Origin of the sequence: Saccharothrix obliqua (assembly GCF_019375475.1) — a bacterium.
Taxonomy (GTDB): Bacteria; Actinomycetota; Actinomycetes; order Mycobacteriales; family Pseudonocardiaceae; genus Actinosynnema; species Actinosynnema obliqua.
Map to the genome: position 1 here is coordinate 23,296 of NZ_JAHXGQ010000014.1, position 21,772 is coordinate 45,067.

Annotated in this window: 14 protein-coding genes; 8 read left to right on the forward strand and 6 right to left on the reverse strand. The window is 73.3% G+C overall.

The window, feature by feature from the left end; genetic code table 11:
* Positions 1-4: 4 nt before the first annotated feature.
* From KZQ38_RS31985 to KZQ38_RS32000, 4 genes are read right to left on the reverse strand one after another with little or no spacing between them, the layout of a single operon-like run.
* Complete coding sequence (locus tag KZQ38_RS31985) at positions 5-1,951, reverse strand: CRTAC1 family protein (RefSeq protein ID WP_219447574.1); 1,947 nt, start codon at positions 1,949-1,951, stop codon at positions 5-7.
* Positions 1,948-2,949 (reverse strand): DUF1702 family protein, encoded by a 1,002-nt coding sequence (locus tag KZQ38_RS31990; protein ID WP_219447583.1) that lies wholly within the window; start codon positions 2,947-2,949, stop codon positions 1,948-1,950. Before KZQ38_RS31990 ends, KZQ38_RS31985 begins: the two co-directional genes overlap by 4 nt.
* 48 nt (positions 2,950-2,997) lie before the next feature.
* Positions 2,998-4,023: a DUF1702 family protein gene (locus tag KZQ38_RS31995; RefSeq protein ID WP_219447585.1), complete on the reverse strand. Its 1,026-nt coding sequence runs from the start codon at positions 4,021-4,023 to the stop codon at positions 2,998-3,000.
* Positions 4,024-4,066: 43 nt separating this feature from the next.
* Positions 4,067-5,026, reverse strand: coding sequence for a hypothetical protein (locus KZQ38_RS32000; RefSeq protein WP_257902745.1), 960 nt, complete (start codon positions 5,024-5,026; stop codon positions 4,067-4,069).
* Positions 5,027-5,547: 521 nt separating this feature from the next.
* On the opposite strand from KZQ38_RS32000, the gene KZQ38_RS32005 reads away from it, so the two are divergent.
* The 6 genes from KZQ38_RS32005 (at position 5,548) to KZQ38_RS32030 (ending at position 15,626) form a co-directional block, all read left to right on the forward strand.
* A complete protein-coding gene (locus KZQ38_RS32005; RefSeq protein WP_219447588.1) occupies positions 5,548-11,304 on the forward strand; it encodes a type I polyketide synthase in 5,757 nt (1,918 codons plus the stop codon).
* A gap of 1 nt (position 11,305) precedes the next feature.
* Positions 11,306-11,749, forward strand: a complete 444-nt coding sequence (locus tag KZQ38_RS32010; RefSeq protein ID WP_219447590.1) for an acyl-CoA thioesterase — start codon at positions 11,306-11,308, stop codon at positions 11,747-11,749.
* A gap of 35 nt (positions 11,750-11,784) precedes the next feature.
* Entirely contained in the window at positions 11,785-12,237 is a 453-nt protein-coding gene (locus KZQ38_RS32015; RefSeq protein ID WP_219447772.1) for a flavin reductase family protein, read from the forward strand.
* A gap of 389 nt (positions 12,238-12,626) precedes the next feature.
* A complete protein-coding gene (locus tag KZQ38_RS32020; RefSeq protein WP_219447592.1) occupies positions 12,627-13,799 on the forward strand; it encodes an acyl-CoA dehydrogenase family protein in 1,173 nt (390 codons plus the stop codon).
* 23 nt (positions 13,800-13,822) lie between these two features.
* Positions 13,823-14,245, forward strand: coding sequence for an SgcJ/EcaC family oxidoreductase (locus KZQ38_RS32025; protein WP_219447595.1), 423 nt, complete (start codon positions 13,823-13,825; stop codon positions 14,243-14,245).
* Positions 14,235-15,626, forward strand: a complete 1,392-nt coding sequence (locus KZQ38_RS32030) for an FAD-dependent oxidoreductase (RefSeq protein ID WP_219447597.1) — start codon at positions 14,235-14,237, stop codon at positions 15,624-15,626. The genes KZQ38_RS32025 and KZQ38_RS32030 overlap by 11 nt, the downstream gene beginning before the upstream one ends.
* Before the next feature lie 48 nt (positions 15,627-15,674).
* Here KZQ38_RS32030 and KZQ38_RS32035 read toward each other — a convergent pair whose 3' ends face one another.
* Together KZQ38_RS32035 and KZQ38_RS32040 are read right to left on the reverse strand one after the other, a co-directional pair.
* Positions 15,675-16,901 (reverse strand): cytochrome P450 family protein, encoded by a 1,227-nt coding sequence (locus KZQ38_RS32035; RefSeq protein ID WP_219447599.1) that lies wholly within the window; start codon positions 16,899-16,901, stop codon positions 15,675-15,677.
* A 33-nt stretch (positions 16,902-16,934) separates the two neighbouring features.
* The gene (locus KZQ38_RS32040) at positions 16,935-18,089 is read right to left on the reverse strand and encodes an epoxide hydrolase family protein (RefSeq protein WP_219447601.1); all 1,155 of its coding nucleotides are present in this window, start codon (positions 18,087-18,089) and stop codon (positions 16,935-16,937) included.
* Between the two features lie 605 nt (positions 18,090-18,694).
* Between KZQ38_RS32040 and KZQ38_RS32045 the strand changes: the two genes are divergently transcribed.
* Both KZQ38_RS32045 and KZQ38_RS32050 read left to right on the forward strand, forming a co-directional pair.
* Positions 18,695-19,345, forward strand: a complete 651-nt coding sequence (locus KZQ38_RS32045) for a DUF899 domain-containing protein (RefSeq protein WP_219447603.1) — start codon at positions 18,695-18,697, stop codon at positions 19,343-19,345.
* Positions 19,346-19,471: 126 nt separating this feature from the next.
* Positions 19,472-21,739, forward strand: coding sequence for an ATP-binding cassette domain-containing protein (locus tag KZQ38_RS32050; RefSeq protein ID WP_219447605.1), 2,268 nt, complete (start codon positions 19,472-19,474; stop codon positions 21,737-21,739).
* Positions 21,740-21,772: the final 33 nt, after the last annotated feature.

Sequence of the window (21,772 nt, forward strand, 5' to 3'; positions counted from 1 at the left end):
GTCCTCAGCCCTCCTCTGCGGTCGTGCCGAGCCGCAGCGTGTGCTGCCCCGGGCTCAGTCGGAGTTCCTGTTCGTGCAACCGGGCCGAGCGATCGCGCCACTGCACCTGTACGGTCACCGGCTCGGTCACGTCGCCCAGTCCGATGTGGACCTCGTGGCTGCGCTTGCCGGAGTGGCCGCTGCCCCCGTCGACGCGGTCGATCAGCGTGCGCCCGTCCGGCGTGGTGACGGTGACCGCCGCGCCGATGGCCGGCGAACCCGGACCCTGCCCGCCCTCGTGCAGCAGCCGCAGGTTCAGGTACGACCCGGTGTCCGGGCTCTCGTTGCGGTAGAACACCGGCTCGCCGAACTGCCGGGAGACCGCGAAGTCGAGCCTGCCGTCACCGTCCGCGTCACCGGTCGCGATACCACGCGTGGGCACCGGGACGGCGAGGCCGAGCCTGCCCGCGACGTCGGTGTAGCGGTCACCCTCGCCCTTGGCGAAGAAGTGCAGCGTCTGGTTGCCCGCGATGTCGTCGCCCGCACCGACGTTCGGCCACCACAACGGGCTGTGCAGCAGGGAGTCGTGCGCGGTGGCCAGCTCCTGGAGCTGGGGCCAGCGGTCGGTCTGGCCGCGGACGAACCCGGTCGCCTGCACGATCGCGTGCTCGCCGGAGTTGTCGAAGTCGCCGATCTTGACGTCCCAGCCCCAACCCGACCAGGCGGTGCCCGCCTGCGCGCTCCGGTCCGCCCAGGGCGCCTCGCCGCTGCCCAGCCGGGCACGCAGCTCGGCGACGTCGGCGGCGGTGTTCATCCACTGGAAGTTGCTCTCCTGGATGCCCCACGAGGTCGTGATGTTGCTGACGAACATGTCGTACATGCCGTCGCGGTCCAGGTCGCCGAAGTCCACGCCCATGCCCTTGAACGAGTCGATGCCGACGATCTTCGACTTCGGCGTGACCGCGTCCCGCTCGCCGCGCACCTCGGCGAACTTCAGCTCACCGGGCGTCGACCTGTTGTGCAGCAGGCGGTCCGGGCCGAAGTCGTTCGCGATGTACAGCTCCGGCAACCCGTCGCGGTCCACGTCGGTCGCGCTGACCGCCAGCGACCAGCCCTGGCGGGCGGGTTCCGGCACGGCGTCGTCGACGCGGGTGAACTTCGCGGTCCGCGAGTCGGTGGCGGACGGGTCATAGCGGTAGATGTACTTGCCGCCGGCGTTGAAGGCGTGCGACATCGTGTCGTTCATCGTGACGCCACCGCTGACGCTCGCGTCGAGCACCGGTCCGTCCGGGAAGTAGTTGCCGATGAAGACGTCCAGGTGCCCGTCACCGTCGAAGTCGGCCACGGTGGCGGCGTTGCTGTTCCACTGTGGACCGGCGTACCGGCCGTCGTAGCCCGCCTTCGCGGCGGGGTCCAGCTCCACCGGCCGGTAGGAAGCGGCGGAAAGCCCCTTCTCGCCCGGCTGTGCGGTGAACACGACGGGCGTGCGACCCCAGTAGTAGACCAACAGGTCCATCCGCCCGTCCTCGTTCAGGTCGGCGGGGACGCAGCCCATCGGGGCGATGACGTCGTTCATCGGCAGGGGGTCCGGCTTGAGGGCGAACGGCGCGTACCGGTCGTCGCCGCGACCCGGCGCCGGGGTGACGACCACCTGGTCGGTCCGGGTGTCCACCAGGCACAGGTCGTTGGCCAGGCCGTCACCGTCCAGGTCGTTGATCGCGATCGCCGAGCCGACCGACGAGATCCACGCCCGGATGTGCTCGTAGTCCTTGTTCACCTCGCGAATGGACTGGTGCTTGTCCGAGGCGGGCAGCGCGATCGCCATCGGCGTGAAGCGGTACCTGCTCGCGATCCGGTCCTGTTCGGCGGCCGACGTCGTGGGCAGGCTGACCACGAAGTAGCCGATCACCACCACGACCACGGCGAGGATTCCCGGCAGTTTGCGGCGCAGGGGGCCGACTGTCGCGTTCATGTGTCTACACCTCCGAGAACAAGCAGTTCGGCCGCGATCCGCTGGCGCCACACCTCGTAGGCGGGCAGCTCACCGGTCACCGGTCCGGTCGGGATCGCCTCCTGGGTGACGGTCGCGGCGCGCTCCGGCGTCGTCCCGCACAGGGCGGCGGTGGCCTGCTCGACGTGCGGCACGACCAGGCCGGCCCGGACGCGTGCCTCGGCGGCGAACGCCGAACCCTGCGCGAGCTGGCCGCGCCACCGGCCCGCCCGCTCACGCAGCCCGCGCAGCTCGGCGGTGTCCGCACCGCCCGCGTACGTCGCCGCGAGACCGGTACCGGCGTACAGGTCCGCCCGGCGGGACTCGGGGAACGAGTCGATCGTGTCGGCCACCCGAACGGCGTCGGTGCCGCAGACGAACCACAGGGCGCGGCCGATGCCCTGGTCGATCACGCGGTTGGCGTAGTCGGACAACGCCGCGGACGGCCACGGGAACCGCGGGTCCCGGTACTGGTCGTGCACGTAGCGCCGGGTGTGGAAGTACGCCTGGTGGAAGCCGTACCCGTCGAGCACCAGCCACCGCACCAGCGGGTCGAACGCCTCGGCGTTCGGCCACCGGAACCGCGGCAGCCGGGCCATCGCCCAGCCGATGCCGCAGTAGGCGATGTAGAGCTGGTGCGAGGCGTGCTCGCCGGCGAGGAACCGGGTGGTGTGGTCCCGGCGGCCGAACGGCAGCCCGTCACGCACCGCGAAACCCATCGCGGCGCCCTCGTAGGCGAATCCGCGGAACCTCGGCTCGATCCGCTGGAGCGGGATTTCGGCGGCAGCCGGCGTCCGGGCTTCGGCGGCGTGGCCGAAACCGTCGAGGAAGATCCGGCCGACTTTCTCCAACAATTGCGTGCTCGGTTCGTCCTTGCGGTGGAAACCGCGGACGTCGAGCCGGGTCGCGGAGACGTCCGGCGTGAGAATTCGGCGGCGCAGGGCGCGCCAGGTCGTGAGCAATTCACTCTCCCGTTCCATGGGTGCCGGGGCTCGGAAAAAATCCTCCGCGCATATCGCGCGGGCGGTCTACTCCGGTTCTGCTCGGTGCCCGCCGGTGCCGGGCGAATCAGTGCGGGAAGACGCCCGTTCGGCGAATTCAGCACGAATCCGGGCGCGCCACAGCTCGTACGGCGGAACGTCCGCCGCACCGCGTTCGTGCACGGCCGTGCGGTCGACCAGCGCGGCGGCCTCGGCGGCCGGCACGCCGGTGAGCACGTCGGTGGCCGCCGCGGTGTGCGGCGGGGTGGAGCCGGCGGCGGCGCGGGCCTTCGCCGCGAGCGCCGCGCCCAGGGCGAGTTCCGCCCGGTGCCCGCCCGCGGCGTGCCGCAACGCCACGAGGTCCGCGTCGTCGCAGCCGCCCGCGAACGCCGCCGCGAGACCCACGCCGCTCCACAGGTCGGCGTGCCGCGCGGCGGGGAACTTCGCCACCGCGGCGGCGACATCCGCCGTCCGCGCGCCGTGGATGAACCACAACGCGCGCCCGACGCCCTGGTCGAACGCCCGCGTGAAGTAGGCGCTGTCGCCGAGCCACGGGTACGGCTTGGGCAGCTCTTGCCGGTGCACCCAGCGCTCGGTGTGGAAGTAGGCGAGGTCGAAGCCGTAGCCGTCCACCACGAGCCACGCCGCGGTCGGGTGCCACGGCAGTTCGTCCAGGTCCGGCAGCACCTTCGCCCACAGGGGGCGGGGCAGGCGCGCCATGGCGAAACCGATGCCGATGTAGGACAGCAGCAGGTGCGGTCGGCCGCCGCCCAGGAGCAGGTCGCGCGTCCGGGTGCCGCGCCCCATCGCGTCCCGCACGGTGGTCGCCATGGCCGCGCCCTCGTAGGCGAACCCGCGCAGGTCGACCTCGACCAGCTCCAGCTTGCGCTCCAGCTCCCACCGGTCGCGCGCGTCGATGCCCCACTCGAACCCGCAGACGACGGTCTGCGGTATCGCCTCCAGGCGGGCCGCCGCCGGTGACGTGGCGCCGGGGAACCCGCGTGCGGCGAAACCCGTGCTGCGCAGTGACGGGGTGAGGGCGAGACGGCGCAGGGACCCGATCAGACCGGGCACGACGACCTCCTGGTGGGCGGGAACGGGACGGGGTGCGTGGCCGTCACGCCCACGGCGCGGTCGGGTACCACGGGATGATGTCCCGGCGGGCGAGCAGCCGGACGTCCCAGTAGAGGAGCGTGAACACCCCGGCGACGAGCAACGCGGCGGCCGTGATGACCGCGACCCGGTTTGGCGAGGCGGCCAGCCACCGGCCCGCGCGACCACCGGCCGCGTACGCCATCACCAGGAAGATCACCGCCATGAGGGCGATGTTCCCGAGGGACTGCAAGCAGAACGCCGCCGCGCCGTAGAGCGGGTTGCCGCTCTCCGCGGCGTCCCGGAACAGCGCGCGGAACAACGGGAACGGCCTGCCGATCAGGAACCCGCCGATCAACGCGCCGAAGAACACCAGGCGGGCGTTGGGGAGGCGGGCGAACGGGTCGCGCACCAGGCCCAGCGCCGCCAGGCCGAGGTACGTCATGGCCAGGCCGATGATCCCGAACACCACCATCGACTGCACGAGCCGCGCGGGCATCCCGCTGCCCGTCGCGGTGGAGAACTGCGGCATCGACGTCCCGACCAGCCCGACGACCACGCCGTAGGCCGCGGACACCGCGAACATGCCGATCGCCACCCACCCCAGCGGTCGCATCGCGCCCAGCGCGCGGCGCACCCGGTTGCCGGAGCCGTCGAGCATCGGCGCCAGCACGCCGAACGCGGCGATGTTGCACGCGGTGAACGTGCCCGCGAGCCCGGAGACGAGGGCGAACAGGACGCCCGAGCCGACACCGCTGACCGCGGAGTCCCGGGTGCCCTCGCCGAGCAGCGCGTCCACGACGGTGCCGCCGATGACGTCGTCGACGAACTGGGCGGACCACACGACGCTGAGCAGGAAACCGCCCAGCGAGCTGAGCAGCACCACCAGACCGCGGCGGTGGATCCGTTGGCGCAACGGGGTGGCGGCGACCGGGAGGTCGGCGACGTGCGCCGTGCGGTGCCGCGGGCTCGATCGGTCGGCCATGGGTGCTCCCCGGTTGTCGGGCTGCCCGAGCGGGCGGCTCGGTGGTGGTGATCCGGCTCGGCGGTTCGTCCGAGAACGGGTTCGCGCAAAGGGATCGACCGGCCGGTCGTGGTGCGGGCCGGTCGTCCACCGCGCGGTGGCGAAGCCACTTCGGCGATGCGGCGGAACCCGGTTTTCCGGTGTGGGCCAGCGTAAGCGCTGCACCGACGGCCGCCGGCGGGGTGCCGGAAGAAAGCAGGACAAGAGAAGCCGTCGCGGGAATGCGGCCGAACGGGCAGGTCGGAAAGCACGAACCGAGATGCCCGCGCGTTCCCGGTCCGGCACGCTGGGCTCGCCGGGCACGGCGTTGCGTTTTCCAGTCGGCGTTGTCGAGAACTGCGCGTCGGACGGGAAGTCCGCGCGCCTCGAAAGGGGATCATGCTCATCGCGACTCGTTCAGCGCGTTCAAATGTGCCCGCGGCGCACGTCGCGAGCGCGGTGTGCCCCGCATTCCGTGCAGCACGTCCACAGGCGGTGAAAGTATGAACACCGAGCGGATCGCCGTAGTAGGCATCGGCTTGCGGTACCCGGACGCCGACTCACCCGACCAGCTCTGGGACAACGTCCTGGCCCGGCGGCGGGCGTTCCGGCGGCTGCCGGACGAGCGGCTCAACCACGCCGACTACTGGTCGGCCGACCCGTCGGCGCCGGACCGGCTGTACTCCGCCACCGCGGCCGTGCTGCGGGACTTCGAGTTCGACCGGGCCAGGTTCAAGGTCGCGGGCAGCACCTTCCGCGTGACCGACATGACGCACTGGCTCGCGCTCGACGTGGCGTCCCGCGCACTGGCGGACGCGGGTTTCCCGGACGGTGAAGGGCTGCCGAACGAGTCCACGGGCGTCTTCGTGGGCAACAGCCTGACCGGGGAGTTCGTCCGGGCCAACATGATGCGCCTGCGGTGGCCCTACGTCCGCCGCACGGTCGCCGCCGCCCTCGCGGGGAGGGGTTGGGGCGACGGGGAAGCGGCCGAGTTCCTGCGCGAGCTGGAGACGGCGTACAAGGCGCCGTTCCCGCCGACCGACGAGGACTCGTTGGCGGGCGGGCTTTCCAACACCATCGCGGGCCGCGTGTGCAACCACTTCGACCTCCGTGGCGGCGGCTACACGGTGGACGGCGCGTGCTCGTCGTCGCTGCTGTCCGTCGTCACCGCCGCGAACGCCCTGACCAAGGGGACGCTGGACGTCGCCGTCGCGGGTGGCGTGGACCTGTCGCTGGACCCGTTCGAACTGGTCGGCTTCGCCAAGACCGGTGCGCTGGCGACCGGTGAGATGAAGGTGTACGACCGCGACTCCAACGGTTTCTGGCCCGGCGAGGGCTGCGGCATGGTGGTCCTGATGCGCGAGTCCGAGGCGGTGCGGCGCGGGCTGCGCGTGTACGCCGTCATACCCGGGTGGGGTGTGTCGTCGGACGGCAAGGGCGGCATCACCCGCCCGGAGGCGGGCGGTCACCGCCTCGCCATGGCGCGGGCGTACGCGCTCGCGGGCTACGGCGTGGAGTCCGTCAGCTACTTCGAGGGGCACGGCACCGGCACGGCGGTGGGCGACGCGACCGAGATCGAGGCGTTGTCCTCGGCCCGGCGCGCCGCCGACCCCGACGCGCCGCCCGCCGCGTTGAGCAGCATCAAGGGCAACATCGGGCACACCAAGGCCGCGGCCGGGGTCGCCGGGCTCATCAAGGCGGTCCTGGCGGTGCACCACCAGGTGATCCCGCCGGGCACCGGCCACGACAACCCGCACCCCCGGCTGCTCGACGGCGACGCCGCGCTCTACGTGCCGCGCACGGCCGAGCTGTGGCCCGCCGACCGACCGGTCCGCGCGGGTGTGTCGGCACTGGGCTTCGGCGGCATCAACACCCACATCACCGTCGAGCAGGCGGCGGCGGTGCGGCGGCGGACGGCGCTGGACGACCGGACGCGGGAAGTCGTGGCGGGCGGCCAGAACGCCGAGGTGCTGCTGCTGGACGCGGCGGACGCGGCGGAGTTGGGCCACGAGGCCGAGCGGCTGGCGGCGGTGGCGACCAAGCTCGCCCAGGCCGAGCTGGGCGACCTCGCGGGCGCGCTGGCGTCCCGGCTGTCCGGTGCCGCGCTGCGCGCGGCGGTCGTGGTGACGAGCGCCCGGGACGCCGAGCGCGGGCTCACCCGCCTGGCCGAGCTGTGCGCGGAGGGGCGGACGCGTGCGATCCTGCCCGAGGAGGGCGTCTTCCTGGGGCAGCCGACCGACGACCCGAAGCTGGTGTTCGCGTTCCCCGGCCAGGGCTCCCACCGCCCCGAGCCGGGCGCGTTCCGCCGTCGCTTCCCCGCCGCGTTCGCCGGTCGGGAAGCGCCGGTGCACGGCGACCACGTGGCGACCGAGGTGGCGCAGCCCCGCATCGTGGCGGGGTCGCTCGCGGCCCTGGAGGTGTTGCGGGAGCTGGGTGTCGACGCCACCGCGGCGGTCGGGCACAGCCTCGGCGAGCTGACCGCGCTGCACTGGGGCGGCGCGCTGGGCGCGGACCGGGTGCTGGCGCTGGCCGCGGTGCGCGGCCGGGTGATGGCCGAGGCGAGCCGGGGTGGCGGCGCGATGGCGAGCCTGACCACCGGGCCCGAGCGGGCGCGTCGGCTCATCGGCGACGAGGAAGTGGTGATCGCGGGCTACAACGGCCCGAGCCAGACGGTGGTCTCCGGTCCGGCGGACGCGGTGCGCCGGGTGTGCGCCGCGGCCGAGGCGGACGGGGTGACCGCGGTCCGGATCGCGGTGTCCCACGCGTTCCACTCCGACCTCGTCGCGCCCGCCGCGGCGGCGATGGTGGACCACCTGGCGGAGTTCGACTTCGACCGTCCACAGCGGACGGTGGTGTCCACGGTGACCGGCGACGTGCTCGACCCGGACGCCGACCTGCGTGACCTGCTGCGCGAGCAGATCGTGGGCGCGGTGCGCTTCCACGAGGCCGCCGCGCGCGCGGCGGACGGCGCGGACCTGGTGGTGGAGGTGGGGCCGGGCCGGGTGCTGAGCGGTCTGCTGGCCGAGGTGGCGCCGGACGTGCCCGCGCTCTCCACGGACGTGGACAGCCGGTCGCTGACCCCGTTCCTCCAGGTGGTCGGCGCGGCGTTCGCGCTGGGCGCGCCGCTGCGGACCGACGTGCTGTTCGCCGGTCGCGCGCTGCGCCCGTTCCCGCTCGACGGCGGGATGACGTTCCTGGCGAGCCCGTGCGAGGCCGCACCGGTCCTGGACACCGGCCGGGCGGAGGACTTCGCCCCCGCGCCGGTCGCGGAGGTCGTCGTCGCCGAGGGGTCGACGCTCGACCTGCTCCGCGACCGGGTGGCCGAGCGGGTGGAGCTGCCCGTGACGTCCATCGGCGCGGACACCCACCCGATGGACGACCTGCACCTCAGCTCGATCACGATCGGCCAGATCGTCAACGAGGTCGCCCGCAGCCGCGGCCAGGCCGCGTTGGCGACCACGCCGAACTTCGCCACCGTGCGGCTGGGCGAACTCGCCGGGATGCTCGACGCCCTGGCCGAGACCGGGCGCGAGGAGGAGTCGCGTGGCGCGGTGCCCGGGGTCGCGGCGTGGGTCCGGGCGTTCTCGGTGGACCACGTCGACGCCGGGCCGCTGCCACCCGCGCCCGCCGCCGGCGAGTCGGGCGCCTGGGCGGTGTACGCGCCGCCGGGCCACCCGCTGGCGCAGCCGCTGCACGCCGCGCTGGCCGGTGCGGGCATCGGGGGCGGCGTGCTGCTGTGCCTGCCCGAGCGCGGTGCCGGCCACGACGACCTGATCCTCGCCGCGGGCAAGGCCGCCGCGGCGGCCGGTGGCCGGTTCGTCGTGGTGGAGCAGCACCTCGGCGCGGCGGGCCTGGCCAAGACGCTGCACCTGGAGCACCCGGAGGTCACGACCACCGTGGTCCGGCTCGCGGACGTGACGCCCGCGGACCCGGCCGCCGTGGGCGCGGCGGTGCGCCGCGTGGTCGCCGAAGCGGCGGCCACGACGGGCTTCGCCGAGGTGCGCTACGACTCGTCCGGCGCACGCACGACACCCCGGTTGCGGGCGCTGCCCGTGCACCCGGAGGGCGACGTGGCGGAGGCCGCGCTCGGCCCGGACGACGTGCTGCTGGTGGCGGGCGGCGGCAAGGGCATCACGGCGGAGTGCGCGCTGGCGCTGGCGAAGGACTCCGGCGCGGCGCTCGCGCTGCTCGGCCGCGACGACCCGGCCGAGCACCCGGAACTGGCGGCCAACCTGGCGCGGATGGACCTGGCCGGCGTCCGGTACCGCTACCTGCGGGTCGACGTGACGCGACCGGAGGCCGTGCGGGACGTGGTCGCGCGGGTCGGGGCGGAGCTGGGCCCGGTCACCGCCGTGCTGTACGGCGCGGGCCGCAACGAGCCCACCGGGCTGGCCGCGCTCACCCCGGACGAGTTCCGCCGCACGCTGGCGCCGAAGGTGACCGGGTTGCGGGCCGTGCTGGACGCGGTCGACGCGGACCGGCTGCGGCTGCTGATCACGTTCGGCAGCGTCATCGGCCGGGCCGGGCTGCGCGGGGAGGCGCACTACGCCACGGCGAACGACTGGGCGACCGAGCTGACGCTCGACCACGGCCGGGCGCACCCGCACACCCGCGTGCTGGCCCTGGAGTGGTCGGTGTGGTCCGGCGCGGGCATGGGCGAGCGGCTGGGCGTCGTGGAGGCGTTGATCCGCGAGGGCATCACGCCGATCTCGGTGGAGGAGGGCCTGTCCGTGCTGCGGCGCGTGCTCGCCGACCCCGCCGCCGGACCGGTGCTGGTGATCAGCGGTCGCGCGGGTGACCTGCCCACGCTGGCGCTGGAGCGGCGGGAGCTGCCGCTCCAGCGGTTCCTGGACCGGGTGCTGGTGCACTACCCGGGCGTCGAGCTGGTCACCGAGGCCGACCTGTCCGCGTCCGGCGACCTCTACCTGGCCGACCACGAGCTGGACGGCGACCTGCTGTTCCCCGCCGTGTTCGGGATGGAGGCGATGGCGCAGGTGGGTTCCGCGCTGGTCGCCGCCGACGGGCCGCCGGTGCTGGAGGACGTCGAGTTCCCCCGGCCGATCGTGGTGCGGCCGGGCGGGCGGACCACCGTGCGGGTCGCGGCGCTGGTGCGGGAAGCGGGCGTCGTGGACGTGGTGCTGCGCAGCGAGGAGACCGGTTTCGCGGCCGACCACTTCCGCGCCCGGCTGCGGTTCCCCCGCGCCGAGCTGACCGGCGGCGAGCCCGTGCCCGACCTGCCCGCCGTGCCGGTCGACCCGCACACCGCGCTCTACGGCGGGATGCTGTTCCAGGGCAAGCGCTTCCAGCGGCTCCAGGCGTACCGGAAGGTGAGCGCCCGGCACGCGGTGGCCGAGCTGTCCACGACCGCGCCCGGACCGTGGTTCGCCGCATTCCTGCCGCAGGCGCTGGAACTGGCCGACCCCGGCGTGCGGGACGCGGTGATGCACTCGCTCCAGTGCTGCGTCCCGGACGCCACGCTGCTGCCGCGCGGTATCGAGGCGCTGCACCTGGCCGCCCCGGCCGACCTGGACGCCGGGCACGTCGTGGTCGACGCGCGGGAGCGGTCGCAGGACGGGGACAGCTACACCTACGACATCGACGTCCGCACGCCCTCGGGTGAGCTGGTGGAGCGCTGGCAGGGGTTGACCCTGCGCGCGGTCCGCCGCGGCTCGGGCAGCGGACCGTGGGTGCCCGCGATGCTCGGGCCCCACCTGGAGCGGGCGCTGGAGGACGTGCTCGGCCGCCGGCTGGCGGTCGTGGTGGAACCCGGCACCAGCGGCCGGGGCGGCGGTGGCACCGAGGTGGCGTTGAGCCGGGCCCTCGGCCGACCCGCCGGGGTGCGTTACCGCCCGGACGGCAAGCCGGAGGTGGCGGGCGCGCAGGTGTCCGCCGCGCACACCGGCGGGCTGACCTTCGCCGTCGTGGGCGGCGGTCGCCTCGGGTGCGACGCGGAGTCCGCGGTCGAGCGCTCCGCGGAGGACTGGGCCGCGTTGCTGGGCCGCGACCAGGAGGCGGTCCGCGACCTGGTGGCGGCCGAGACCGGCGAGCCGGGCACCGTGGCGGCCACCCGGGTGTGGTCCGCGCTGGAGTGCCTGCGCAAGACCGGCGCCACCACGCAGGCGCTGACCGTGACGGACGTGCGGCCCGGCGGTTGGGTCGTGCTGTCGGCGGGCAACGCCCTGGTCGCCACCTGGGCGACCACCGTGGCGGGGCAGGCCGGGCCGACCGTGTTCGCCGTCCTCGTCGGGGAGGGGAACTGAGATGCCGAGCTACTACGAGATCCGGCACACCGTCGGGTTCGAGGAGACCAACCTCGTCGGCAACGTCTACTACGTGAACTACCTGCGCTGGCAGGGGCGGTGCCGGGAGATGTTCCTGCGCGACCACGCGCCGGGCGTGCTGGCCAGGGTGATGGACGACCTGAAGCTGTTCACGCTGAAGGTGGAGTGCGAGTTCTCCGCCGAGCTGGCCGCGTTCGACGAGCTGTCGGTGCGGATGAGCCTGGAGGACCTGACCCGGACGCAGATCCAGGTCGCCTTCGACTACGTCCGGCTCGGCGCGGGCGGTGAGGAGCCGGTCGGCCGGGGCAGGCAGCGGATCGCGTGCATGACGGGTGACGGCGCGGCGGTCGCGCCCGTGCCGGTGCCCGACGAGCTGCGCGCCGCGCTGGCGGCGTACCGGCCCGCACCGGGGAGGGCGGGGTGACGGCGACCGCGGAACCGGTGTCGCTGCGCGAAGCGATGTCCCGGTTCGCCACCGGGATCGTCGTGCTGACCGCGGGCGGCGAGCACAGCCACGGGATGACGGCCAACGCGTTCAGCTCGGTCTCGCTCGACCCGCCGCAGGTGCTGTGCTGCGTCACCCGCACGGCCCGGATGCACCGGGCGATCACGTCGGCCGGGTGCTTCGCGGTCTCGGTCCTGAGCGCGGAGCAGGAGGCCACCGCCCGCTACTTCGCGGGCGGGCGGCGGCCCGACGGGGCGACCCAGTTCGACGCGGTGGACTGGGCGCCGGGCCCGTGCACCGGCGCGCCGCTGCTGGGCGGCGCGCTGGCGTGGCTGGAGTGCGAGCTGGCCGAGGCGCACGAGGGCGGCGACCACACCATCTTCGTCGGCCGGGTGCTCGGCTCGAACCGCGGCCCGGACCGCTCGGCGCTGCTGTACTTCGGCGGCGCGTACCACCGGTTGACCTAGCCGGGCGGCGCACCGGCACCCGCGGGCGGGAGCGTTGTCGCGCGGGTGCCGGCGGTGCGTCCGGTCGGCCACCGGCACCCGCGGGCGGGGGCGTTGTCGCGCGGGTGCCGGTGTCGGTGGGCCATCGGCACCGCTGCCCGCACCGCTGGCTGCCGGTGTCGGTGGGCCATGGGCACCACTGCCCGCACCGCTGGCTGCCGGTGTCGGTGGGCCATCGGCACCACTGCCCGCACCGCTGGGCGCCGGTGTCGTTCGGCCATCCGGCACCACCGCCCGCACCGCTGCGAACCGGCGAACCGGCACAAGCGAGAAGACGCGCCGGGAGCGGTGTCGGTGGGACCGTCCGACGTGTCCCGGCGCGCACCCACCCGATACCCAGGAGGCACCCGGTGTCGACCACCGACATCCCGTCCCGAGAAGAACTCGTCCGCCGCGCGGCGGACCTGGCGCCGCTGCTGCGGAAGCACTCCGCGTGGTCCGAGGAGAACCGGCGGCTGCACGACGAGACGGTCGAGGCGCTCGCCGCCGCCGGCTTCTTCAAGCTCCGGACGCCCGTCCGCCACGGCGGCTACGAGGTGGACACCCGGACGCTGGTCGACGTCACCGCCGAGCTGGCCCGCGGTGACGGCTCGGTCGGCTGGACCGCCGCCGTGCACACCATCCCGACCTGGATGGCCTGCCAGTTCCCCTCCCACGTGCAGGACGAGGTCTTCGCCGAGGAGGACGTGCGGCTCTGCGGCACGTTGAGCCCGAGCGCGATGGCCACGCCCGCCGACGGCGGCGCGATCGTCAACGGCAAGTGGGGCTTCATCAGCGGCGCCCACCACAGCCAGTGGCAGGAGATCATCGCGATCATGGTCGGCCACGAGGGCGAGCCGTACCCGATCGTGGCCCTGGTGCCCATGTCCGACCTGCTCGTCGTGGACGACTGGCGCACCTCCGGCCTGTGCGGCACGGGCAGCGTCAGCACGGTGGCCAAGGACCTCTTCGTCCCGGCGGAGCGCATCCTGCCGCTGCCCGCCGTGCTGTCCGGCGGCGGGGCCGACGCCGACGCCGCCATCTACCGCCCGCCGCTGCTGCCGGTGGCCTCCGCGTCGTCGGTCGGCGTCGCGCTGGGCATGGCGGTCGCGGCACGTGAGGCGTTCTTCAAGCGCCTGCCCGACCGCAAGATCACCTACACCTCCTACGAGCGGCAGGCCGACGCGCCGCTGACCCACTTCCAGGTCGCCGAGGCCGCGGTGAAGACCGACCAGGCCCGGTTCCACGCCCACCGGCTGGCCGACCTGGTCGACACCAAGGCGGCGGCCGGCGAGCCGTGGGCGCTGGAGGAGCGGGCGGTGGCGCGGGCCGACCTGGGTGTGGTGTGCCGGCTCGCGAAGGAGGCGGTCGACGTCCTGGCCACCGCCAGCGGCGGCTCCTCGATCTACCGCGACATCCCGATCCAGCGGATCACCCGCGACGTGCACGCGATCAACCAGCACGCGCTCATGCACCCGGACACCAACGCCGAGCTGTACGGCCGAGTCCTCTGCGGACTGGAGCCCAACACCCTCTACATCTGATCCGTATCCCCAGGAGGACAAGCATGACGACGTCCACACCCGAGAACACCGGGACCCAGGCCGACGGCGCCGCCGTCGCGGCGCTCACCCGGCGAGTGGTGGCCGCGTGGGCCTACCACGACGCCGAGGCGTTCGCCGGCGTGTTCACCGAGGACGGGACCATGATCCTGCCCGGTGTCTACTGCAAGGGCCGCGAGCAGATCGCGGCGCACATGGCCGACGCGTTCCGCAACCAGTACAAGGGCACGCAGGTCACCGGCACCCCGATCGACATCAGGTTCTTCGGTCCCGACAGCGGCGTGCTGCTCACCCAGGGCGGCGTGCTGAAGCCGGGCACCACCGAGGTGACCGAGGACAGCGCGATCCGCGCGTCGTGGGTCGTGGTGCGGCAGGACGGCGAGTGGCGGCTCGCGGCGTACCAGAACAGCCCCCGCGATGACCGCTGAGCGCGTGGTGGGCGACCGGGCGGTGGTGCTCGGCGGGAGCATGGCCGGGTTGTTGGCGGCCCGCGTGCTCGCCGACTCGTACGGCGAGGTGGTCGTGGTCGACCGGGACGGGCTGACGGGCACCACCTCGGCCCGGCGCGGCGTGCCGCAGGGGCGGCACGTGCACGGCCTGCTCGCCCGCGGTCAGCAGGTGCTGGACGAGCTGTTCCCCGGTTTCACCGAGGAGGCCGTCGCCGACGGCATCCCGACCGGTGACCTCGGCGAGCTGCGCTGGTTCTTCCACGGTCGGCGGCTGCGGCCCGCGCCCACCGGCCTGGTGTGCGTCTCCGCGACCCGGCCCCGGCTGGAGGCCCTGGTCCGCAACCGGGTCGCCGCGCTGCCGAACGTGCGGTTCCTGGAGCGCCGCTCCGTGGACGGGTTGATCGCCACGCCGGACCGCCGGGCGGTCACCGGGGTCCGCGTGCGGGGCGAGGGCCCGGACGCCGCGGTGGAGGAGCTGACCGCCGACCTGGTGGTCGACGCGACCGGGCGCGGTTCCCGCACCCCGGTGTGGTTGTCCGAGCTGGGTTACGCCCGGCCGGAGGAGGACCGGATCCGCATCGACCTGAGCTACACCACGCGGATCTACCGCCCGCGGGAGGGCCGGGCGCTGGTCGACGACCTGTCGATCAACCCGGTCTCGTCGCCGTCGCACCCGCGTGGCGCGTTCCTGTCCAGGATCGAGGACGGCTGCTACGTCCTCTCGCTCACCGGCGTGTTCGGCGACGCCGCGCCGACCGACCCGGACGGTTTCCTGGACTGGGTGCGCTCCCTGCCGGTGCCCGACATCCACGAGGTGATCCGGGACGCGGAACCGCTGGGCGACCCCGTGCAGTTCCGCTACCCGCACAGCGTGCGGCGGCGGTACGAGCGGCTGACCGCGTTCCCGGACCGCCTGCTGGTCATGGGCGACGCGTTGTGCAGCTTCAACCCCGTCTACGGGCAGGGCATGACCGCCGCGGCGCTGGAGGCGGTCGAGCTGCGCGAGCACCTGCGAGCGGGCGCGCCCCGGCCGCTGGAGTTCCTGCGCGCGGTCGCCCGCGTCATCGACGTGCCGTGGGACATGTCGGCGGGCGGCGACCTCGCCTACCCGCAGGTGACCGGGCGTCGTTCGCTCAAGGTGCGGGTCGGCAACGCCTACATGGCGAAGGTCCAGGCGGCGGCGACCGGGGACGGCGCGATCACCAGGGCCTTCATGCGGGTGGCCGGCCTGGTCGACCCGCCGGGGTCGATGATGCGGCCGGGGATGGTGCTGCGCGTGCTGCGCGCCGCGCGGAAGGTCGGCCGGTCCCGCCCGGTGGACGGTCCGGTGGTCGCGGCCGGTGGGGCGCGCGCCGAGTGAACGCGGCACGGCTGGGGTCGCCGCCGGCGACCCCAGCCGCACCGCCGCTCATTCGGCGGTCAGCCGGACCGGCAGCGCCCGGTGGCCGTTCATGATGAACGTCGGCAGCGGCTGGAGTTCGTCGGCGGGCACGGCCAGCCGCATGTCCGGGAACCGCTCGAACAACGTGGACAGGCCGATGGTGCCGACCATGCGCGCGATCCCGACACCCAGGCAGTAGTGCGGCCCGTGGCCGAAGGACAGGTGTTCCTTGTCGGCCCGGGTGATGTCGAAGTCGTCCGCGGTGTCGCCGTGCAGCGCGGGGTCGCGGCCCACGGCGGCGTAGTTGACCAGGATCGGGTCGCCCTTCGGGATGGTGACCCCGGCCAACGGGATGTCCTCCACCGCGTACCGCAGCGGCAGGCTCGCGAGCGGCGACTGCACCCGCAGCGTCTCGTCGATGACGTCGTCCCACGACGACCGGCCGGACAGCACCAGGTCGCGCTGCTCGGGGTGGGTCAGCAGCGCGGTGATGGCGTTGTCGAAGAAGTTGATCGTGGTCTCCGAACCGGCGCCGAGGATGGCGAAGATCGAGTCCGCCATCTCCTGCTCGCTCAACCGCGACCCGTCCTCGTCCCGCGCGGCGATCAGGTCGCTGGTGATGTCGTCGCCGGGGGTGCGGCGCTTCTCGGCGATCAGGTCGGACATCGCGCCCCGCCAGCCCTGGAGGACGGCCTGCGCCTGCTCCGGCGTGACGGTGGTGTCCACCATCATGTCGATGACCTTCGCCGTGGCGGCGCGGGCCTGCTCGGACATGCCGATCAGGTCGGCGACGAGCATGGCGGGCAGCGGGTAGGCGAACCGCTCGCGCAGGTCCACCACCTCGCCCGGCGGGGTCGCGGCCAGGGCTCCCAGCAGCCCCTCGGTCAGCTCCACCACGCGTGGCTGGATCGACTCGGTGCGGCGGCGGGTGAACGCCTTGCCCACCAGCCTGCGCAACCGCACGTGGTCCTTGCCGTACGCGGTGACCATGTTGTCCATGGCGACCCAGCTGATCAGCTCCCAGTCGCCGGGCACGCGGCCCTCGATGAAGTCGGGCCAGTGGTTGCGCGCGCTCTTGGTCACCCTGGGGTCGGTCAGGATCGACTTGATCGCGGCGTGGCTCGTGACCGACCACGCGGTGACCCCGCCGGGCAGGGTGACCCGCACCGCCGGCGCCTGCGCGCGCAGGGCGGCGGCCTCGGCGTGGATGTCGCTCCCGTTGACGTCCAGCGCCACGGGGGTGTTCGGTGCCATTCTGTCTCCCAACGTGTTTCGGGTGAGCCGGCCTCAGGCCAGGGAGCGGGCGAACGCCCGGATGTCGCCGACGAGCCGTTCGGGCTGCTCCAGGGCGGCGAAGTGGCCGCCCCGGTCGAACTCGGTCCAGCGGGTGATGGTGTGGATGTCCCGCTCGGCGAAGCGGCGGACCGGCAGGAAGATGTCCTTGGGGAACACCGCCACGCCCACCGGGACGGGCACCGGCGGACCGGGCTCGCCCGCCGCGGCGCGGCGCACCGCTTCGGCGCCCTCGTAGTAGAACTGCGCCGAGGAACCCGCCGTACCGGTCAGCCAGTAGATCGACACGGTGTCCAGGATGCGGTCGCGGGACACCGCGTCCTCGGGGGTGTCGGTCGAGTCGGTCCAGTCCCGGAACCGCTCGACGATCCAGGCGAGCTGCCCGACCGGCGAGTCGGTGAGGGCGTAGGCCAGCGTCTGCGGCCGGGTGGCCTGGACCTTCATGTAGCCGGACAGCTCCTGGTCGAACCGCCCGAGCGCACCCAGCCGCTCCAGCTCGACGGCGTCCAGCGCGGCCATCTCCGCCGGGTCGCCGGAGGGGAACGTCATGAGCATGTTCACGTGCACCCCGAGCACGTGGTCGGGGTGCATCGCGCCCAGGGCCAGGGAGATCACCGACCCGGCGTCACCGCCCTGCGCCACGTAGCGGTCGTACCCGAGGCGGCGCATCAGCTCCGCCCAGGCGTTGGCGATGCGCGGCACGTCCCAGCCGGTCTGGGTGAGCGGCCGGGAAAACCCGTAGCCCGGGATGGACGGGATCACCAGGTGGAAGGCGTCCGCCGGGTCGCCGCCGTGCGCGCGGGGGTCGGTGAGCGGGCCGATCACGTCCAGGAACTCGGCGACCGAACCCGGCCAGCCGTGGGTGAGCAGCAGGGGCGTGGCGTCGGGCTCGGGGGAGCGGACGTGCATCAGGTGCACCGTCGCGCCGTCGATCTCGGTGAGGAACTGCGGGTGGCGGTTCAGCTCCGCCTCGGTGGCGCGCCAGTCGTAGCGGGTGCGCCAGTGCTCGGCCAGGTCCCGCACGTAGTCCGCGGGAGCGCCGCGGGACCAGCCCACGCCGGGCAGCTCGTCCGGCCAGCGGGTGTCGGCGAGGCGTCGGCGGAGATCCGCCAGGTCGGCTTCGGGGACGGCTATGCGGAAGCGGCGCATGGGTGGTCCGATCGTCGTGGGCGGACCGGGAACCGCCTGTCGGTCACGCGGTGTCGCGGCGGAGTCCACGGCTCTGGTTGGCACACATCGTGATCGCGCGTCGGAACCCGGTCATCTCCTGCGTTGCTTCCGGGTGGGGGACGGGTGGCGCGCCGGGGAATGCGGCAAAGCACGAGAGGGGGAGCGGTGTGGACGGGGGTGGATGCGGTGGTGTGCGGGCGAACCACGTGCGGGGCGCGGCAGGGGGACCGGTGGGGCGAGGGCGGCTCCGGGTCGGCGGCGGGGCGCGGGAGGTGCGAGTTGGCGTGCGGCGGGCGGGGTGCGTGGCGGGATGCGAGGGGTGTGGCCGGGGCGGGCCTCGCGGCGGGGCGCGGCAGATGTGGCGCCTCGCAGGCGTGGCGGGGTGCGGGCGGCGGTTCGGGGAAGCGGGTGGGGCCTGGCCCGCGCGTGGCTCCGCGCGGGATGCGGTGGTGCCCGGGACGTGTGGTCCGGCCCGGGTCGCATCGGCCGATGCGGCAAGGCATGAGAGGCGCGGGGTGGTGCGTCCGCAGCAGGATGGGGCGCGGTGGCGCGAGCGCGTCGTGCCCGAGCCGAAGGAGAACCCGGTGACCCTGCCGCGGACCGCGTCCCGCGCCGACTGGCTGGAGGCGCGCAAGTCGTTGCTGGTCAAGGAGAAGGAGCTGACCCGCGCCCGGGACGCGCTGAGCGCCGAACGCCGCCGGCTGCCCGTGGTGGAGGTCTCGCCGGACTACGCGTTCCAGGGACCCGCCGGTTCGGTGCGGCTGGTCGACCTGTTCGACGGCCGCCGCCAGCTCATCCTCTACCACTTCATGGGCGCGATCCCGGGCTACGGCTGGTGCCCGGTGTGCTCGTTCTGGATCGACAACGTCGGCCACCCGGCCCACTTCCACGCGCGTGACACGACGTTCGTCGTGGACTGCCCCGAGCCGTGGTCCGACGTGGAGGCGTTCGTCGCGCGGATGGGCTGGACGGTTCCTTTCGTGTCGTCCCACGGCACCTCCTTCTACGAGGACTTCCACGTGGAGCTGGGCGGCGCGCCGGGCGAGGTGGACGCGCCCGGCGTCAGCGTCTTCCTGCGCGAGGGCGACGCCGTCTTCCACTCGTACTCGACCTACCGGCGCGGCAGCGACCACCTCAACGGGACGTACGCCTATTTGGACCTCACCCCGTTGGGCCGTCAGGAGGACCACCTGGAGGACAAGATGGACTGGATGCGCCTCCACGACGAGTATTGAGCGGCCGAACGGGTGATCGCTCCGCTCCGCCGGCCGGAGGTGCTATACATGGCAACGATCCGGGACAGGCGTCCGAACCCGCGCGCCGGCGACGTGGTCGCGGCAGGTCTTCACGAGGAGCGGTGAGTGTACGGCAACATCGAGGTCCGGTCCGCCCGCGAGAACAACCTCCAGGAGGTCTCGCTGGACCTGCCCAAGCGCAAGATCACGGTGTTCACCGGCGTTTCCGGTTCCGGCAAGTCCTCACTGGCCTTCGGCACCATCGCGGCGGAGTCGCAGCGGCTGATCAACGAGACCTACCCGGGCTACGTGCAGGCGGTCATGCCGCGTTACGGCCGGCCCGACGTCGACTCGCTGGCGAACCTGTCGACCGCGGTCATCGTCGACCAGCAGCGGATGGGCGGCAACTCGCGCTCGACGGTGGGCACCGCGACCGACACGTACGCGTTGCTGCGCCTGCTGTTCTTCCGCGCCGGCTCGCCGCCGGTGGACAACCCGAAGGCGTTCTCCTTCAACGACCCGCAGGGCATGTGCCCCGAGTGCGAGGGCATCGGGCGGCGGTCGGCGCTGGACGTGGACGCGTTGGTGGACCGGTCGAAGTCCCTCCAGGAGGGCGCGATCCTCTGGCCCGCGTTCGCGGTCGGCACGACCTACTGGCGCTTCTTCATCATGTCCGGCCTGTTCGACAACGACAAGAAGCTGGCCGACTACACCGAGGACGAGTGGGACGCCCTGCTCAACCTGCCGGAGAAGAAGATCACGGTCGAGGGGCCGGCGCGCACCAGCGGCAGCTTCACCTACGAGGGCCTGCTGCCGAAGTTCAAGCGGCTCTACGTGAGCAAGGGCGCGGACCACGTCCAGCCCAAGCTCCGCGACGCCTACGAGCGCGTGGTCACCACCGCGCCCTGCGACGCCTGCGACGGCAGCCGCCTCGGCCCGGCGGCGCTGGCGTGCCGCCTCAACGGGCGGAGCATCGCCGAGTGCGTCGCGATGGAGGTCGAGGAGCTGGTCGAGTTCGTGCGCGCCGTCGACAACCCGACCGTCGCGCCCGCCGTGGCGTCACTGGTGGCCCGGCTGACCGAGCTGGAGCGGCTCGGCCTGGGCTACCTCAGCCTGAACCGGGAGACCTCCACGCTGTCCGGCGGCGAGTCGCAGCGCGTGAAGATGGTGCGGCACCTGGGTTCCAGCCTGGTCGACATCACCTACATCTTCGACGAACCCACCGTCGGCCTGCACCCGCACGACATCAGCCGCCTCAACGAGCTGCTGTGCCACCTGCGGGACAAGGGCAACACCGTCCTGGTGGTGGAGCACAAGCCCGAGGTCATGGCGATCGCCGACCACGTCGTGGACATGGGCCCCGGCGCCGGGCGCAAGGGCGGGCAGGTCGTCTTCGAGGGCACGTTCGCCGAGCTGGCGAAGTCCGGCACGCTCACCGGGCGGCACCTCAGCAGCCGCCAGGAGGTCAAGCGCACGCCGCGCGAGCCCACCGGGGCGCTCACCATCCGCAACGCCTCGCTGCACAACCTGCACGACATCGACGTGGACATCCCCACCGGCGTCCTGACGGTGGTGACCGGTGTCGCCGGCGCGGGCAAGAGCACGCTCATCCGCGGCTGCCTGCTGCGCAAGTACCCGGAAGCGGTGTTCATCGACGACAGCGTGTCGCGTGGTTCGCGGCGCTCCAACCCGGCGACGTTCACCGGCATCCTCGAACCGATCCGCAAGGCGTTCGCCACCGCGAACAAGGTCAGCCCCGCGTTGTTCAGCGCCAACTCCGAGGGCGCGTGCCCGGAGTGCAAGGGCCTGGGCCTGATCTACACCGACCTCGCGCACCTGGAGCAGGTCGCGACCGTGTGCGACACCTGCGAGGGCAGGCGGTTCAGCGCCGACGTGCTGCGGCACACGCTGCGCGGGCGCGACATCAGCGAGGTGCTGGAGCTGTCCGTCGTGGACGCGCTGGAGTTCTTCACGGAGAAGCCCGTCGTGAAGGCGTTGAAGGCGCTCGACGACGTCGGCCTGGGCTACATCACGCTGTGGCAGCCGGTCAGCACGATGTCCGGCGGCGAGCGGCAGCGGCTCAAGCTGGCCAACGAACTCGGCCGCAAGTCGGGTGTCTACGTGCTGGACGAGCCGACCAGCGGCCTGCACATGCACGACGTGGACAACCTGATCGGCCTGTTCGACCGCTTGGTGGACAACGGCAACACGGTGGTCGTGATCGAGCACAACCTCGACGTGATCGCCCGCGCCGACTGGGTCATCGACGTCGGCCCCGGCGCGGGTCACCGCGGCGGCCGGATCGTGTTCGAGGGCACGGTCGCGCAGATGGCCGACAGCCCGGACTCGGTGACCGGCGAGTTCCTGCGCCGCCGGGCGGAACTGGTCGGCTGAGCCCCACCGCGGCCGGTCACGCCCGAGCGGCGC

Coding starts and splice junctions, on each gene's coding strand:
- KZQ38_RS31985 (WP_219447574.1), bottom strand. CDS start 1,951: ATGAACGCGACAGTCGGCCCCCTGCGCCGCAAACTGCCGGGAATCCTC.
- KZQ38_RS31990 (WP_219447583.1), bottom strand. CDS start 2,949: ATGGAACGGGAGAGTGAATTGCTCACGACCTGGCGCGCCCTGCGCCGC.
- KZQ38_RS32000 (WP_257902745.1), bottom strand. CDS start 5,026: ATGGCCGACCGATCGAGCCCGCGGCACCGCACGGCGCACGTCGCCGAC.
- KZQ38_RS32005 (WP_219447588.1), top strand. CDS start 5,548: ATGAACACCGAGCGGATCGCCGTAGTAGGCATCGGCTTGCGGTACCCG.
- KZQ38_RS32010 (WP_219447590.1), top strand. CDS start 11,306: ATGCCGAGCTACTACGAGATCCGGCACACCGTCGGGTTCGAGGAGACC.
- KZQ38_RS32015 (WP_219447772.1), top strand. CDS start 11,785: ATGTCCCGGTTCGCCACCGGGATCGTCGTGCTGACCGCGGGCGGCGAG.
- KZQ38_RS32025 (WP_219447595.1), top strand. CDS start 13,823: ATGACGACGTCCACACCCGAGAACACCGGGACCCAGGCCGACGGCGCC.
- KZQ38_RS32030 (WP_219447597.1), top strand. CDS start 14,235: ATGACCGCTGAGCGCGTGGTGGGCGACCGGGCGGTGGTGCTCGGCGGG.
- KZQ38_RS32035 (WP_219447599.1), bottom strand. CDS start 16,901: ATGGCACCGAACACCCCCGTGGCGCTGGACGTCAACGGGAGCGACATC.
- KZQ38_RS32040 (WP_219447601.1), bottom strand. CDS start 18,089: ATGCGCCGCTTCCGCATAGCCGTCCCCGAAGCCGACCTGGCGGATCTC.